Source organism: Streptomyces sp. NBC_00483, from assembly GCF_036013745.1.
In the GTDB taxonomy this organism is placed as follows: Bacteria; Actinomycetota; Actinomycetes; order Streptomycetales; family Streptomycetaceae; genus Streptomyces.
The window spans coordinates 6,475,925-6,490,326 of sequence record NZ_CP107880.1; the positions used below are offsets into that span (position 1 = coordinate 6,475,925).

The following is a 14,402-nucleotide window of genomic DNA, read 5'->3' on the forward strand; positions in this document are numbered from 1 at the left end:
GACGTCTTGAACGCTAGGCGCGGCGCACATGGGCGGACCCGACATTCTGTGCCCGATCAAGTCGGCCGGGGCGACCGTGTGAGTCGAGCACACGAGCTGAGTATGTGAGCTGAGTACGCGCACTCAGGTAGGGGAACGGCTGTCCGACTTGGATGGGGACATGATCTCCGAACTCGTGGACGACTCCGTCGCAGCGGCCGCGCCGCGTCCCCGTACGTGGGTCGCGCCGCTGATGTCCAGCGTGGTCACGCTGCCCGTCGCGCTGCTCGCGTATGTGAGCGCGGCGGCCGTGCGCTTCGGGGCGGGTGCGGAGTGGGCGTTCACCGTGTTCGGGTGGGGGCTGACCGTCGCGCTGCTCACGCTCGCCACCGCTTGGCTGCTGCCGTGGGAGGAGCGGTTCATGGCCCGCAGGCGGGGGTTCTCGGTGGCGGCGCCGTTCGCCGTCGTGGCGACGTTCGTGCTGTACCTCGCACTCGTCGACTGGCCTTGACGTCAGCGGCAAGGTCTAACGTCTTCCACATGCGCATCGGAGAGCTCGCCGCCCGCGCCGGTACGACGACGCGGGCGCTCAGGTACTACGAGTCGCGCGGGCTGCTGCCCGCGCGGCGCGGCGGCAATGGCTACCGGACGTACGACGAGGACGACCTGCGGGCCCTGCGGCAGATCCGCACGTTGCAGGACTTCGGGTTCGAGCTCGAGGAGACCCGGCCGTTCGTGGAGTGTCTGCGGGCCGGTCATCCGGAGGGTGACTCGTGTCCTGCGTCGCTGGCCGTGTACCGGAGCAAGGTGGCCGAACTCGATGCGCTGATCGGTGAGTTGACCGCCGTACGGGAGAAGGTCGGCGGGCAGTTGGCGCGCGCCGAGCGGGCCATGGAGGCGCTGGCGACGGAGCAGGACTCCGCGCCGCGCTGTGAACTAGGGGAGTGATCACGATGGCGTTTCGGGACGTGACCGATGCGGACTTCGAGGAGCAGGTCGTCAAGGCCGACCGGCCGGTGCTCGTGGAGTTCACGGCCGAGTGGTGCGGGCCGTGCAAGCAGCTGGCGCCGGTGCTGAAGGCGGTGGCGGAGGAGGAGCGGGAGCGCCTTGACGTCGTGGCGATCGACGTCGACGTCAATCCGGACACGGCCGTGAAATACGGAGTGATGTCCATGCCGACACTGATGGTCTTCAAGGGCGGCGAGCCGGTGTGGTCGCGCGTCGGGGCCCGGTCGAAGCGGAAGCTGCTGGAGGAGCTGGAGACCGAGCTGGAGCCCGTGAGCCGATAGCACCGATCCCGCACCAGCCGGTCCCGATCCCGTAATTGGAATTCAGCCCCGCCCGGGGTATATTCGGTGTTTCTGTGTGCCCACAGAAAAGGCCCCACAGTGGGGGCCAACAAAAACCACGGTACCGGGCAGGGAGTTGTTTTGTCAAGCCGGGACAGCCTGGAATTGCAGAAAGAGCAGGAATACATCGACGCGCTCTACAGGCGCGTCGATGAGCTGCGTGGCGTCACCGCGGACTCCGTCCGGGATGCGATCACCCCGGTGGGGACCGGCCAGCAGGCCCTCCTCGAGCGGGATCTGTTGGTCGTCGAGCGTTCGGGGCTGCTCGCCGCGTTGAATGCGGTCGAGGGTTCGCTCTGCTTCGGTCGAATTGACCTCAAGGGCGACGATGATCAAGAACTCGGTGTGGCGCACCACATCGGCCGTATCGGAATTCGCGCCGACGACTCCGAGCGCACGCCGATGCTGATCGACTGGCGGGCCCCCGTCGCCCGGCCTTTCTATCTCGCCACCGGTCATACGCCGATGGGTCTTCGCCGGCGCCGCCATCTCACGTTCGACGGGCGCACGGTCACCGAGCTGCACGACGAGATCCTCGACCTCGACGACTCGGAGCGCACCGGCTACGAGGACCCGACCGGCGACGCCGTGCTGCTCGCCGCCCTGAACTCGGCGCGTACCGGCCGCATGGGCGACATCGTGCAGACGATCCAGGCCGAGCAGGACCGCATCATCCGCCACCCGCACCCGGGCGTGCTCGTCGTCGAGGGCGGGCCCGGCACCGGCAAGACGGCCGTGGCGCTGCACCGCGCCGCGTTCCTGCTGTACGAGCAGCGGGAGCTGCTCGCCAAGCGGGCCGTGCTGATCGTCGGCCCGAACCCGGCGTTCCTGAAGTACATCGGGGAGGTGCTGCCGGGCCTCGGCGAGACCGGGGTGCTGCTCTCCACGGTCGGCGAGCTGTTCCCCGGCGTGCGCGCCACGCTCAAGGACACGCCGCGCGCGGCCACCGTGAAGGGCTCGGCGGCGATGGCCGACAGCCTCGCGCTGGCCATCGAGGACCGGCAGCGGCTGCCCGAGCCCGGCGCCCCGCTGGTGATTCCGCACGACGACGGTGATCTCATTCTTGACTGGGAGATCGCCTACGAGGCGCGGCAGGCGGCCCGTGACACCAAGCTGCCGCACAACCTGGCCCGTCCGCACTTCGCCTTCCAGGTGATCGACGCGCTCACCGAGCAGCTCACCGAGCGGATCGGCGCGGACCCGTACGGCGGTCCGAACTTCCTCGGGCCCGACGACATCGCCCAGCTGGGCAAGGCCGTCGCGTCGAGTGCCGAAGTGCACGCGGCCATCGAGGAGTTGTGGCCCCAGCTGACCCCGCAGGACTTCCTCGCCGACTATCTGGCGGAGCCCACCCATGTGTCGGAGGAGGATGCGGACGCGATCCGCAGTGCCCGGCCGGGCGAAGGTGAGTGGACGGTCGGGGATGTGCCGCTGCTCGATGAGGCCGCCGAGCTGCTCGGGTACGACGACAGCGCCGAGCGGGCCGCCGCGGAGGCGGCGCAGCAGGAGCGGATCGCGTACGCGCAGGGCGTGCTCGACCTCTCCAAGGGCTCGGAGACGTACGAGTTCGAGGACGAGGACGAGTCGGAGGTGCTCGCCGCGCACGACATCGTGGACGCGGACCGGGTCGCCGGCTGGTACGAGGAGGACGACCACCGCAGCGCCGCGGAGCGGGCCGCCGCGGACCGGACCTGGGCGTTCGGGCACATCATTGTCGACGAGGCGCAGGAGCTGTCGCCGATGGCGTGGCGGCTGCTGATGCGGCGGTCGCCGACGCGGTCGATGACGCTCGTCGGGGATCCTGCGCAGACCTCGGAGGAGGGCAGCGTCGGCGCGTGGGCGGACATCCTTGAGCCGTATGTCGAGGACCGCTTCGAGCACACCCGGCTCGGCGTCAACTACCGCACGCCGTCGGAGATCATGGACGTTGCGGCGGCGGTGCTGCGGGGCGTGTATCCGGGGTACGAGCCGCCGTCGTCCGTGCGGTCGACCGGGGAGCGGCCGTGGGTGCTGCGGGCGGATGACGTGGTGGAGGCGGCGGCCAAGGCGGCGGTCGAGCGGGTTCCTGAGGAGGGGCGGCTTGCGGTGATCGCGCCGCGGCGGCTGTGTGAGGCGTTGGCTGCGCGGCTTCCCGGGGTGGAGGTTGGGGGTGAGCCCGATCTCACGCGGCATCTTGTGTTGCTTGATCCGCGGCAGGCCAAGGGGCTCGAGTTCGACCGGGTGATCGTGGTCGAGCCCGGGGAGTTCGGGGTGAGTGATTTGTATGTGGCGCTTACGCGGGCCACGCAGGATCTGGGGGTTGTGCATGGGGGTGCGCTGCCGGGGGCGTTGGGGGAGGCGTTGCGGTAGAGGGGTGCGGTGGGGTGGGGCGGGTTGAATTCCCCCACCCCGCCCCTTCCCGAAACCGGGGGCTGCGCCCCCGGACCCCCCTAAAAGATTGCGCAGTTCCCCGCGCCCCTGATCATCAGGGGCTGAGCCAGACTGTTGCCAAGGGGGGCAGTGTGAGGTGGATGGTTGGGCCCTGGTCGGCTTCCGGTTTGATCGGGTCGCGGTTTGTGATGTCGCCGCCGCCGTAGCGGGCGTTGTCCGTGTTGAGGATTTCGTGCCAGGCCGGTACGTCGTCGGGGACGGCGAGGCGGTAGTCGTGGCGGACCACCGGGGAGAAGTTCGAGACCGACAGGAGCGGGGTGCCGTCCGCTGCGTGGCGGAGGAACGCGAAGACGTTGTCCTCGGCCGCGTCGCCGGTGATCCAGGAGAAGCCGGCCGGGTCGGTGTCCCGTTCCCAGAGGGCCGGGGCCTCGCGGTAGATCTTGTTGAGGTCGCGGGTGAGGTCCCGTACGCCGCGGTGGTCGGGTTCGGCGCCGTACGCGGGGTCGAGCAGCCACCAGTCGGGGCCGTGTGCCTCCGACCATTCGGCGCCCTGCGCGAACTCCTGTCCCATGAAGAGGAGTTGCTTGCCCGGGTGGGCCCACATGAAGCCCATGTACGCGCGCTGGTTGGCGCGTTGCTGCCACCAGTCGCCGGGCATCTTGGAGACCAGGGACTTCTTGCCGTGCACGACCTCGTCGTGGGAGATGGGCAGCACGTAGTTCTCGCTGTACGCGTACACCATCGAGAACGTCATCTCGTTGTGGTGGAACTTGCGGTGCACCGGCTCGTGGCTCATGTAGTCGAGCGAGTCGTGCATCCAGCCCATGTTCCACTTCAGGCCGAAGCCGAGGCCGCCGAAGCCGCCAGGCCCGATGTGGTGGGTGGCGCGGGTGACGCCGTCCCAGGCCGTCGACTCCTCGGCGATCGTGACCACGCCCGGCACCTCCCGGTACAGGGTGGCGTTCATCTCCTGGAGGAAGGCGACGGCGTCGAGGTTCTCGCGGCCGCCGAACTGGTTCGGCGTCCACTGGCCCTCCTCGCGTGAGTAGTCGAGGTAGAGCATCGAGGCGACCGCGTCGACCCGCAGGCCGTCGATGTGGAACTCCTGGCACCAGTAAAGGGCGTTCGCCACAAGGAAGTTGCGGACCTCCTTGCGGCCGTAGTCGAATTCGAGGGTGCCCCAGTCGGGGTGGGCGGAGCGGAGTGGGTCCTCGTGTTCGTAGAGGGTGCGGCCGTCGAATTCCGCCAATGCCCAGTCGTCGCGTGGGAAGTGGGCGGGGACCCAGTCCATGAGGACGCCGATGCCTGCCTGGTGGAGCTTGTCGATCAGGTGCTTGAAGTCGTCGGGGCTGCCGAGGCGGGCCGTCGGCGCGTAGAAGCCGGTGACCTGGTAGCCCCAGGAGCCGCCGAAGGGGTGCTCGGCGACCGGGAGAAGCTCGACGTGCGTGAAGCCCAAGTCCATTACATAGGCCGGGAGTTGTTCGGCCAGTTGCCGGTAGGTGAGGCCGGGGCGCCAGGACGCGAGGTGCACCTCGTACACCGAGAACGGGGACTCGTGGGCGGGGTGCGCGGTGCGTCGCTCCAGCCAGGCGTCGTCGCCCCACGTGTGGTGGGAGGCGTGCACCATCGAGGAGTTGGCCGGGGGCACCTCGGTGCGGGTGGCCAGCGGGTCGGCGCGCATCGTTTTGCTGCCGTCGGGGCGGGTTATCTCGAATTTGTAGAGTTCGCCCTCGCCGATGTCGGGGACGAAGAGTTCCCAGATGCCCGATGAGCCGAGCGAGCGCATGCTGTGGGCCGCGCCGTCCCAGTAGTTGAAGGTGCCGACGACGCGGACGCCCCTGGCGTTGGGCGCCCACACCGTGAAGCGGGTCCCTCGGATGCCCTGGTGCTCCATGGGGTGGGCGCCGAGCGCCTTCCAGAGTTGCTCGTGGCGGCCCTCGTTGATCAGGTGCAGGTCGAGGTCGCCGAGGGAGGGGAGCAGGGCGTAGGAGTCCGCGATCCGCTGGGTGGTGTCGCCGTACGTGATCTCCAGCTCGTACGCGGGTGGGACCTCGCGGAGTTGGAGCAGGGCGGTGAAGAAGCCGTCGCCGTCGTCGTGGAGTTCGGCGTGCAGGCCCTCCGGGGTGGTGACGGTGACGTGTTGGGCGTAGGGGCGCCAGGTGCGGAAGGCGATGCCGGTGTGGGTGGGGTGTGCGCCGAGTACTCCGTGGGGGTTGTGGTGGGTTGCGGTCAGCAGCCGTGTGCGGTCGTCCGTGGGGACGGGGGACGGGGGTGTGGGCGGGGGCAGGGTTGGGCGGCGGGTCACGGTGGGGGCCTCCTTGGTGGCCATCTCGTGTGCCGGGTGGTGTGTGGCGGATCTCGTGTGGTGCTGTTCTTGGAAGGTCGCCCCCTCCTCCCCTTCCCGTCCCGAACCCTGGGGGCTGCGCCCCCTGGCCCCCCAAAACCTGGGGGCTGCGCCCCCTAGACCCCCAAAAGATTGCGCTCACGCGGCGGAGCCGCATATCGACACAGCCCCGCGCCCCTAGAAGCCGGCTAGGCGTTTTAGTGCGGTTAGTGGGACCTCCAGCCAGTCCGGCCTGTGGCGGGCCTCGTACAACGTCTCGTAGATGGCCTTGTCGGTTTCGTAGGCGCGGAGGAGGACCGGGGCCGTGCGGGGGTCGGTGCCTGCCACCTCCGCGTAGCCGGCGCAGTATGAGGCGCGGCAGGAGAGGGACCAATCGCCTTGAGGGGAGGCGTAGTCGAAGGAGCGGAGCATGCCGGCGATGTCGCGGTGGACGGGGTGCGGCAGGCGGCGTTCCGCGAGGGGGCGGGACGGTTCGCCCTCGAAGTCGATCAGCTTCCAGGTGCCGGACGGCTCGCGCAGGCACTGGCCCAGGTGCAGGTCGCCGTGGACCCGCTGGGCCTGCCAGGTGCGGCCCTCGGCGCCGAGCTGGGCGAGTGCTTCGAAGGCGGTGCGGAGGCTGTCCACGTAGGGGAGCAGGGCCGGGACCTGCTGGGCCGTCGCCTCCAGGCGGCGCGTCATCGACCCGGCGAGCTGGTCGATGTGGGCGCGCGTGTACGTGACCGTGGGCAGCGCGCGGGCCAGGGCGGTGTGCACCTCGGCGGTAGCGCGGCCGAGTTCGCGGGCCTGCGCCGTGAAGTCCTGCTGGTTGGTGACGTGCTTGAGGGCGAGGTCCCAGCCGTCGGCCGCGCCCTTGAGGAAGGGCTGGACGACGCCGAGGGTCGAGGGTTCCGTGTGCTGCGTTCCGGCCGTCTCGAACCAGGCGACGGGCGCGGGCACCCGGTCGCAGCCCTCGCGGGCCAGCGCCAGCGGCAGTTCGAGGTCGGGGTTGAGGCCGGGAACGACCCGGCGGAACAGCTTGGCTATGAGTGTGTCGCCGTACACGACCGAGGAGTTGGACTGCTCCGCGGTCAGCGGGCGGGGCGCGAGATCGCGCGGCACCTCGCCGTGCGGCCCGCGGTGGAAGCGGAGGGCGCCGAGCGCCCCGGGTATTCGGAGCCGCTCCAGGAGGACGGCGCTGTGGCGTGGGTCCAGGAGCGCCTCGTACGCGGTGCGGCCCGCCAGCGGTCCGTGCGTGATGTGACCGATCACCGCGGGCGCGAGGTGCGGGGCGGCGGCCTCGGCGGTGCCGATGAGCAGCTGGTAGCGGTCGCCGGGCCCCTCCTCGTCGGCCGGTGGCTGGTGGGCGCGGACGAGGAGGTGCAACAGCGCGGCGTCCGGCAGCAGTTCGGTGACGGAGTCCAGGGTGAAGCCGGTGACCGGACGGCCCTTGCCGGCGAACCAGCGCTGGCGCGGCAGCCATTCGCGCAGCAACGGATCGAGCGACATGAGCAGTTCGGATTCTCCGGCCGTCGGGGCGGCGGGCCGGGTTGCGGCTTCCGACATGGCGTCGTGTCCTTTCCCGGATGTATTTGTGGAGTGCCCAGGTGTGTCGTCGTCAGTCCTTGCGGAGGCGGAACCAGTAGAACCCGTGTCCCGCCAGCGTCAGCAAGTACGGCAGTTCGCCGATGGCCGGGAACCGCACCCCGCCGATCAGCTCCACCGGATGCCGCCCGTTGAACGACTGCAGGTCCAGTTCGGTGGGCTGCGCGAAGCGGGAGAAGTTGTGCACGCACAGGACCAGGTCGTCCGCTCCGTCCTCGCTCGCGGGGGCCTCGCGCAGGAAGGCGAGCACCGCCGGGTTCGAGGAGGGGAGTTCGGTGTACGAGCCGAGGCCGAACGCCGGGTTCTGCTTGCGGATCTCGATCATCCGGCGGGTCCAGTGCAGCAGGGACGACGGGGAGGACATCGACGCCTCCACGTTCGTGACCTGGTAGCCGTAGACCGGGTCCATGATCGTGGGGAGGAAGAGGCGGCCGGGGTCGCTGGAGGAGAAGCCCGCGTTCCTGTCCGGGGTCCACTGCATCGGCGTGCGCACCGCGTCGCGGTCGCCGAGCCAGATGTTGTCGCCCATGCCGATCTCGTCGCCGTAGTAGAGGATCGGCGTGCCGGGGAGCGAGAGCAGGAGAGCCGTGAACAGCTCGATCTGGTTGCGGTCGTTGTCCAGGAGCGGGGCCAGGCGGCGGCGGATGCCGATGTTGGCGCGCATCCGCGGGTCCTTGGCGTACTCCGCGTACATGTAGTCGCGCTCTTCGTCCGTGACCATTTCGAGGGTCAGCTCGTCGTGGTTGCGCAGGAAGATGCCCCACTGGCAGCCGGACGGGATCGGCGGGGTCTTGGCGAGGACCTCGGAGACCGGGTAGCGCGATTCGCGGCGCACCGCCATGAAGATCCGCGGCATCACCGGGAAGTGGAACGCCATGTGGCACTCGTCGCCGCCGGTTTCCGGCGCGCCGAAGTAGTCGACGACGTCCTCCGGCCACTGGTTGGCCTCGGCGAGCAGCACCACGTCCGGGTACTGGGAGTCGATCTCCTTGCGGACCCGCTTGAGCAGCTCGTGCGTGGGCGGGAGGTTCTCGCAGTTGGTGCCCTCCTCGGCGTACAGGTACGGGACCGCGTCGAGGCGGAAGCCGTCGATGCCGAGGTCGAGCCAGAAGCGCAGGGCGGCGAGGATCTCCTCCACGACGGCCGGGTTCTCGTAGTTGAGGTCCGGCTGGTGGGAGAAGAAGCGGTGCCAGTAGTACTGCTTGCGGACCGGGTCGAAGGTCCAGTTCGACGCCTCGGTGTCCACGAAGATGATGCGGGCGTCCTCGTACTGCTTGTCGTCGTCGGCCCAGACGTAGTAGTCGCCGTACGGCCCCTCGGGGTCGGAGCGGGACTGCTGGAACCACTCGTGCTGGTCGCTGGTGTGGTTCATGACGAAGTCGATGATCACGCGCATGCCGCGCTGGTGGGCCGCGTCCACGAACTCGACGAAGTCGGCCAGGTCGCCGAACTCGGGGAGCACCGACGTGTAGTCCGAGACGTCGTAACCGCCGTCCCTGAGCGGCGACTTGAAGAACGGTGGCAGCCAGAGGCAGTCGACGCCCAGCCACTGGAGATAGTCCAGCTTCGCCGTGATGCCCTTGAGGTCGCCTACGCCGTCTCCGTTGCTGTCCTGGAAGGAGCGGACCAGGACCTCGTAGAAGACGGCGCGCTTGAACCAATCAGGGTCCCGGTCCTTCGCAGGGGTGTCCTCGAAGGTGTCCGGGACGGGTTCATTCATCATCATGGTGTGGGTGACCCTCCGAATCCCATGTCCCGTCTGATCCTGAGAATTCATCGCGGCGTGGCCGGTGGCGGGAGGACGAGGATGTGCGCGGGCGTGCTGCCCGGCTCTAGGCGCACATAGTTCGTTCTGCCCCAGTGATAGGTGTCGCCGGTGAGTTCGTCCCGCACCGGCACGGACGCGTGCCGGTCGATCCCCAGGTGCGGCATGTCCAACGACACCGTCGCCTCCTGGGTGTGGTGCGGGTCGAGGTTCACGACCACCAATACCGTGTTCGAGCCCTGTGCGGATGCGGCGGTTTTGGAGTACACGAGCACCGCGTCCTGGTCGGCGTGGTGGAAGTGCACGTTGCGCAGGGTGCGCAGGGCCGGGTTGCGGCGGCGTATCGCGTTGAGCGCGGTGATCAGCGGGGCGATCGTGCGGCCCTCTCGTTCGGCCGACTCCCAGTCACGGGGCCTGAGTTGATACTTCTCGGAGTGGAGATACTCCTCGCTTCCGGCGCGCAGCGGGGTGTTCTCGCAGAGTTCGTAGCCGCTGTAGACGCCCCACGTCGGTGAGAGGGTCGCGGCGAGGACGGCGCGGAGCTCGAAGGCGGGGCGGCCGCCTTCCTGCAGGAACGCGTGCAGGATGTCGGGGGTGTTCACGAAGAAGTTCGGCCGCATGTAGGAGGCCGCTTCTCCGCTCAACTCCTGGGCGTACTCGGTGAGTTCCTGCTTCGAATTGCGCCAGGTGAAGTACGTGTACGACTGCTGGAAGCCGATCGCGGCGAGGGTGTGCATCATCGCGGGCCGGGTGAACGCCTCCGCCAGGAAGATCACGTCCGGGTCGGTGCCGTTGATGTCCGCGATGACCTTCTCCCAGAAGACGACCGGCTTGGTGTGCGGGTTGTCCACGCGGAAGATGCGGACGCCGTGGTCCATCCACAGGCGCAGGATCCGGGTCGTCTCGGCGATCAGCCCCGGCATGTCCTTGTCGAAGGCGAGGGGAAAGATGTCCTGGTACTTCTTCGGCGGGTTCTCGGCGTACGCGATGGTGCCGTCGGAGCGGTAGTGGAACCAGTCGGGGTGCTTCTGCACCCACGGGTGGTCGGGCGAGCACTGCAGCGCGAAGTCGAGGGCGACCTCCATGCCGAGCCCCCGCGCCCGGTCCACGAACGCGTCGAAGTCCTCGAAGGTGCCGAGGTCCGGGTGGATCGCGTCGTGGCCGCCCTCGGGCGAGCCGATCGCCCAGGGCACGCCCACGTCGTACGGGCCGGGCGAGAGCGAGTTGTTGGGGCCCTTGCGGAAGGTGGTGCCGATGGGGTGGACGGGCGGCAGGTACACGACGTCGAAGCCCATCGCGGCAATGGCCGGAAGGCGACGGGCGGCCGTGCGGAAGGTGCCGCTCACCGGTGGCCGGCCGGGCTCGACGACGGCGCCCTCGGAGCGCGGGAAGAACTCGTACCAGGACCCGAAGAGGGCCCGCTCCCGCTCCACCTGGAGGGGCAACTTGCCGCTGCGCGTGACCAGTTCGCGCAGTGGGTGGCGGGCGAGGGCCCGCAGGACGTCGGGTGCGAGCGCGGCGGCGAGCCGGGCGGGGGCCTGGCGCGTGGTGTCACGGAGGGCGGCCGCGGCCCGCGCAATCGTTTCGCGAAAAGGTGCGGGGGCGCCCTTCGCGGCGCGTTCGTGCAGCAACGCGCCGTCCTCCAGGACGAGTTCGGAGTCGATGCCCGCCGGAATCTTGATCTTCGCCGTGTGCCGCCAGGTCGTCACGGGGTCGCCCCACGCCTCGACCCGGTAGGTCCAGCGGCCTGGCGCGTCCGGCGTGACTTCGGCGCCCCAGCGGTCGGTGCCGGGCGCCAGCTCGCGCATCGGCGTCCAGGGGCCGGGCTCGCCGTCGGGGCCGCGCAGCACGACGTTCGCGGCGACGGCGTCGTGCCCCTCGCGGAACACGGTGGCCGTGACCAGGAAGGTCTCGCCGGCCACTGCCTTGGCGGGGCGCCGGCCGCCCTCGACGACGGGGCGGACGTCGCGGATGGGGATGCGGCCCATCGTGGCGCGTGGTGTCGCGGGCTTACGGGGCGTGCGCGAGGCGTGCGAAGGAGATCGCTTTGCGGGCATGACCGCTCCTGTCCGCGGGGAATCGGGGGTGCGGAAACGAGATTCGGGGGAGAGGGCCGTGCGGTGAAGCAGTGCGGGCGTACCGATGGAGCCTTCCACGCTCCATCGGCGGGCAATCCGTGTCGTACCAAGTACTCGTCACTACTGGCGCGTAAGGGAACACATAAGACCGGCCCCGCCGAAAACGACGGGACCGTGACATTAACTCACCTTCCTTCTAAGGGTTGTTGACCCGAAGCAGCTTGTTCGGCGAGCCGAGGCCCGCGCCCGTCACCTTGCCCGGCACGGCCCGTTCGGCCAGCGCCTTGCTCACCGCGGCGGGCGACGCCGTCGCGTGGTCGGCGAGGTACAGCGCGGCCGCGCCCGCGACGTGCGGTGATGCCATGGACGTACCGGAGAAGGTGGCCTTCCCCGAGTCGCTCGCGTTCGACGCGGACGTGATGTCCACGCCGGGCGCGAACAGGTCGAGGCGAGTACCCCAATTGGAGAAGCTCGCACGCGCGTCCTTCTTGTCGGTCGCGCCGACAGTGATCGCTTCCTTCACGCGGGCCGGCGAGTACAGCTCCGCGGGCATGCCGTCGTTGCCCGCCGCCACCGTGTAGGTGACACCGGAGGCGATGGAGTTCCGTACGGCGGCGTCGAGTTGGGCGTTCGCGTAGCCGCCGAGGCTCAGGTTCGCCACGGCCGGCCGCTGGGCGTGCTTGGTCACCCAGTCGATGCCCGCGAGCACCTGTGCCGTCGTGCCGGATCCCTCGTCGTTGAGCACGCGCACGCCGACCACATCGGCCTTCTTGGCGACGCCGTACTGCTCGCCCGCGACGGTCCCGGCGACATGGGTGCCGTGTCCGTTGCCGTCCTGCGCCGTCGCGTCGTTGTCGACGAAGTCCCAGCCGCTCGTGGCCCGCCCGCCGAAGTCGCCGTGGGTGGCGCGGATGCCGGTGTCGATGACGTAGACGTGCACGCCGGCGCCCGCGGACTCGGGCCAGGTGTACGACTTGTCGAGCGGCAGATCGTTCTGGTCGATGCGGTCCAGGCCCCACGAGGGCGGATTCTTCTGGTTGTGGTCCACGGTGACCTGGGAGTCCTGGACGACCGACGCGACGTCGCCGTCGGCCGCGAGCTGCCTTGCCTCCCCCGCGCCGAGTGTCACCGCGTAGCCGTTGAGCGCCTGGCTGTAGGTGTGGCGTATTTTCGCCCCGTATTTCTCCGCGAGGTCCTTGCCCTCGTCGGACGGAGCCCTGGTGTCCCCCTTCAGTGTCACTATGTAGCTGCCCGCTATGGCGCCGGGCTCGCCGGCGCCGAATATCCGTCCCTGTGCGGGGGCGGCGTTCGCGGGCAGGGTGATGGCCGAAAGCACCGCGACCGCGGCGACCGCGGTGAGCCCACCGGCCCAGCGCGTCCGTCGTTTTCGCGTCACTCGCACGGTCCCTGCCATGGGTGAGTCCCCCTCCTCAACTCGGCGCGCTCTCACGCCAGTTGGCAGCCTCTCGTGTGGTGTGAAGCACCACAAGGAGGTACGAGGTGGCGGAATCGGCCATATCGGTCGTGGGGGTTGTGCGGTTGAGTTGCGGCGAATTCCGGACTTCCGCTTGGGGTTTCCGGCCTTCGGGGCGGGGCGCGCAATTCCCTGGCGCGGCGCGCAACGGCGTCCGATGATGAGGCCGTGTCGATCATTCACCGCACCACACTCAAGCCCACCAAGCTCGAACTCCTCGCGGACTGGCTGCCGAAGCAGCCCTGGTATCAGGGCGCGGGCACTCCGGAGCTGACCAAGGCCGGCGGGTTCCGGCTCGACGATCCGGCCGGGGAGGTCGGCATCGAGTTCATGGCCGCGACGGACACCTCGGGCCCCGAACCGGTGACGTACCACGTGCCGATGGCCTACCGCGGGGCACCGCTGGAGGGCGCCCCGGACGACGCGCTCATCGGCACCACCGAGCACGGCGTGCTCGGGAGGCGCTGGGTGTACGACGGGGCCAAGGACCCGCTGCTCGTACGGGAGTTGACCGCCCTGCTGAAGGGCGAGGTGCGCGCGCACGCGCAGAGCATCGACGGGGCGCTCGACCCGACCGTGCACGCCCACGTCACCACCGACGACGCCCGGCCCGAGATCGTGCGCGTCCTGGAGGCGGGCGCGAAGGCGCCGGACGACGCCGTCGGTGAGGTGTCCGCCGAGTGGCTGGCGGAGGGCGAGCGACGGGTACGTGGGGTTTTCGTAGTGGTTCGGGCCGGCTGACGAGCTCTGGGCGTTGCGTGCCTCCGGGTGATCATCAAATCTGACATCGTGGGCAGGTCGCCGATGACCAGTGGCGACGACTTCCTGCACCGACGTCCGAATGGTTTGGATGTGGTTTTTTGATCTGGGGGGCAACACGCATGACAGCGATCCGACGTCCGCGACGGCTGGCACGCATCTTCACAGGAGCGGCCCTCTCGGTGGGTGCGCTGCTCGGCGCGGCCGCCGCACCGGCGGCGGCCGCTGACCCCAACCCCGAAGCGGCCGTCACCTATCAGGAGGTCGGCGACAGCGTCGGCGTCCGGGTGGGGCTGACCCAGGACGGTTCGTTCCTCGGCCAGGTGGAGTTCGACCCGGCCGCGCAGCAGCTCCGCGTCCTGGACACCAAGAACGACGACGACACGTTCTACGTGCACGTCTCCTCGACGCAGGGCGGTGCCGAGCACAACCTGGGCACGTACTCCGCGTCCGGCAGCGAGGCCCCCGTGGACTCCGTCGTGAAGAACTTCGACCTGCCGAAGGGCACGCCCCTCGACATCGAGGTGTACGACGACGCGGCACTCACCGACTACATCGGTGGGGCGCGCGGCACCGGTTCGGCGATCGCCTGACACCGGCCCCCAGGGGCACCGCGTACGGCGGTCCGGGCGCGCACAGCGCGTGCCCGGACCGCCGTACGCGTTCCGGGCGCCCTGTCCCGCGCCGCGGCCGTGCGGCTACC

11 protein-coding genes are annotated in these 14,402 nt (G+C 69.5%); 6 read left to right on the top strand and 5 right to left on the bottom strand.

Translation table 11 applies throughout. The features are described 5' to 3' along the window. The first annotated feature begins 160 nt into the window (after positions 1-160). The 4 genes from OHA73_RS29185 to OHA73_RS29200 all read left to right on the top strand — a co-directional run bounded on the left by OHA73_RS29185 (position 161) and on the right by OHA73_RS29200 (position 3,677). Positions 161-490, top strand: a complete 330-nt coding sequence (locus OHA73_RS29185; protein WP_327656510.1) for a hypothetical protein — start codon at positions 161-163, stop codon at positions 488-490. Between the two features lie 29 nt (positions 491-519). Then, a complete protein-coding gene (locus OHA73_RS29190; protein ID WP_266714257.1) occupies positions 520-927 on the top strand; it encodes a MerR family transcriptional regulator in 408 nt (135 codons plus the stop codon). A 5-nt stretch (positions 928-932) separates the two neighbouring features. After that, positions 933-1,268 (top strand): thioredoxin, encoded by a 336-nt coding sequence (trxA, locus tag OHA73_RS29195; RefSeq protein WP_266714259.1) that lies wholly within the window; start codon positions 933-935, stop codon positions 1,266-1,268. Positions 1,269-1,433: 165 nt separating this feature from the next. After that, positions 1,434-3,677, top strand: a complete 2,244-nt coding sequence (locus tag OHA73_RS29200; RefSeq protein WP_327658544.1) for a HelD family protein — start codon at positions 1,434-1,436, stop codon at positions 3,675-3,677. 115 nt (positions 3,678-3,792) lie between these two features. Here OHA73_RS29200 and glgB read toward each other — a convergent pair whose 3' ends face one another. The 5 genes from glgB to OHA73_RS29225 form a co-directional block, all read right to left on the bottom strand. Continuing rightward, complete coding sequence (gene glgB / locus OHA73_RS29205) at positions 3,793-6,027, bottom strand: 1,4-alpha-glucan branching enzyme (RefSeq protein ID WP_443063141.1); 2,235 nt, start codon at positions 6,025-6,027, stop codon at positions 3,793-3,795. 192 nt (positions 6,028-6,219) lie between these two features. Continuing rightward, entirely contained in the window at positions 6,220-7,584 is a 1,365-nt protein-coding gene (locus tag OHA73_RS29210; RefSeq protein ID WP_327656512.1) for a maltokinase N-terminal cap-like domain-containing protein, read from the bottom strand. A gap of 52 nt (positions 7,585-7,636) precedes the next feature. Further along, on the bottom strand, positions 7,637-9,349 hold the full coding sequence (treS, locus tag OHA73_RS29215; protein WP_266714265.1) for a maltose alpha-D-glucosyltransferase: 1,713 nt from the start codon (positions 9,347-9,349) through the stop codon (positions 7,637-7,639). 47 nt (positions 9,350-9,396) lie between these two features. Further along, positions 9,397-11,445, bottom strand: a complete 2,049-nt coding sequence (locus OHA73_RS29220) for an alpha-1,4-glucan--maltose-1-phosphate maltosyltransferase (protein WP_443063142.1) — start codon at positions 11,443-11,445, stop codon at positions 9,397-9,399. A gap of 217 nt (positions 11,446-11,662) precedes the next feature. Beyond that, positions 11,663-12,880: a S8 family peptidase gene (locus OHA73_RS29225; protein WP_443063143.1), complete on the bottom strand. Its 1,218-nt coding sequence runs from the start codon at positions 12,878-12,880 to the stop codon at positions 11,663-11,665. Positions 12,881-13,108: 228 nt separating this feature from the next. On the opposite strand from OHA73_RS29225, the gene OHA73_RS29230 reads away from it, so the two are divergent. Continuing rightward, positions 13,109-13,681, top strand: a complete 573-nt coding sequence (locus OHA73_RS29230) for a maltokinase N-terminal cap-like domain-containing protein (protein WP_327656513.1) — start codon at positions 13,109-13,111, stop codon at positions 13,679-13,681. 140 nt (positions 13,682-13,821) lie between these two features. Further along, a complete protein-coding gene (locus OHA73_RS29235) occupies positions 13,822-14,292 on the top strand; it encodes a hypothetical protein (RefSeq protein WP_267069187.1) in 471 nt (156 codons plus the stop codon). The last annotated feature ends 110 nt before the right edge of the window (positions 14,293-14,402 follow it).

Coding starts and splice junctions, on each gene's coding strand:
- trxA (WP_266714259.1), top strand. CDS start 933: ATGGCGTTTCGGGACGTGACCGATGCGGACTTCGAGGAGCAGGTCGTC.
- OHA73_RS29220 (WP_443063142.1), bottom strand. CDS start 11,445: ATGCCCGCAAAGCGATCTCCTTCGCACGCCTCGCGCACGCCCCGTAAG.
- OHA73_RS29235 (WP_267069187.1), top strand. CDS start 13,822: ATGACAGCGATCCGACGTCCGCGACGGCTGGCACGCATCTTCACAGGA.
- OHA73_RS29225 (WP_443063143.1), bottom strand. CDS start 12,880: ATGGCAGGGACCGTGCGAGTGACGCGAAAACGACGGACGCGCTGGGCC.
- glgB (WP_443063141.1), bottom strand. CDS start 6,027: ATGGCCACCAAGGAGGCCCCCACCGTGACCCGCCGCCCAACCCTGCCC.
- OHA73_RS29185 (WP_327656510.1), top strand. CDS start 161: ATGATCTCCGAACTCGTGGACGACTCCGTCGCAGCGGCCGCGCCGCGT.
- OHA73_RS29210 (WP_327656512.1), bottom strand. CDS start 7,584: ATGTCGGAAGCCGCAACCCGGCCCGCCGCCCCGACGGCCGGAGAATCC.
- OHA73_RS29190 (WP_266714257.1), top strand. CDS start 520: ATGCGCATCGGAGAGCTCGCCGCCCGCGCCGGTACGACGACGCGGGCG.
- treS (WP_266714265.1), bottom strand. CDS start 9,349: ATGATGATGAATGAACCCGTCCCGGACACCTTCGAGGACACCCCTGCG.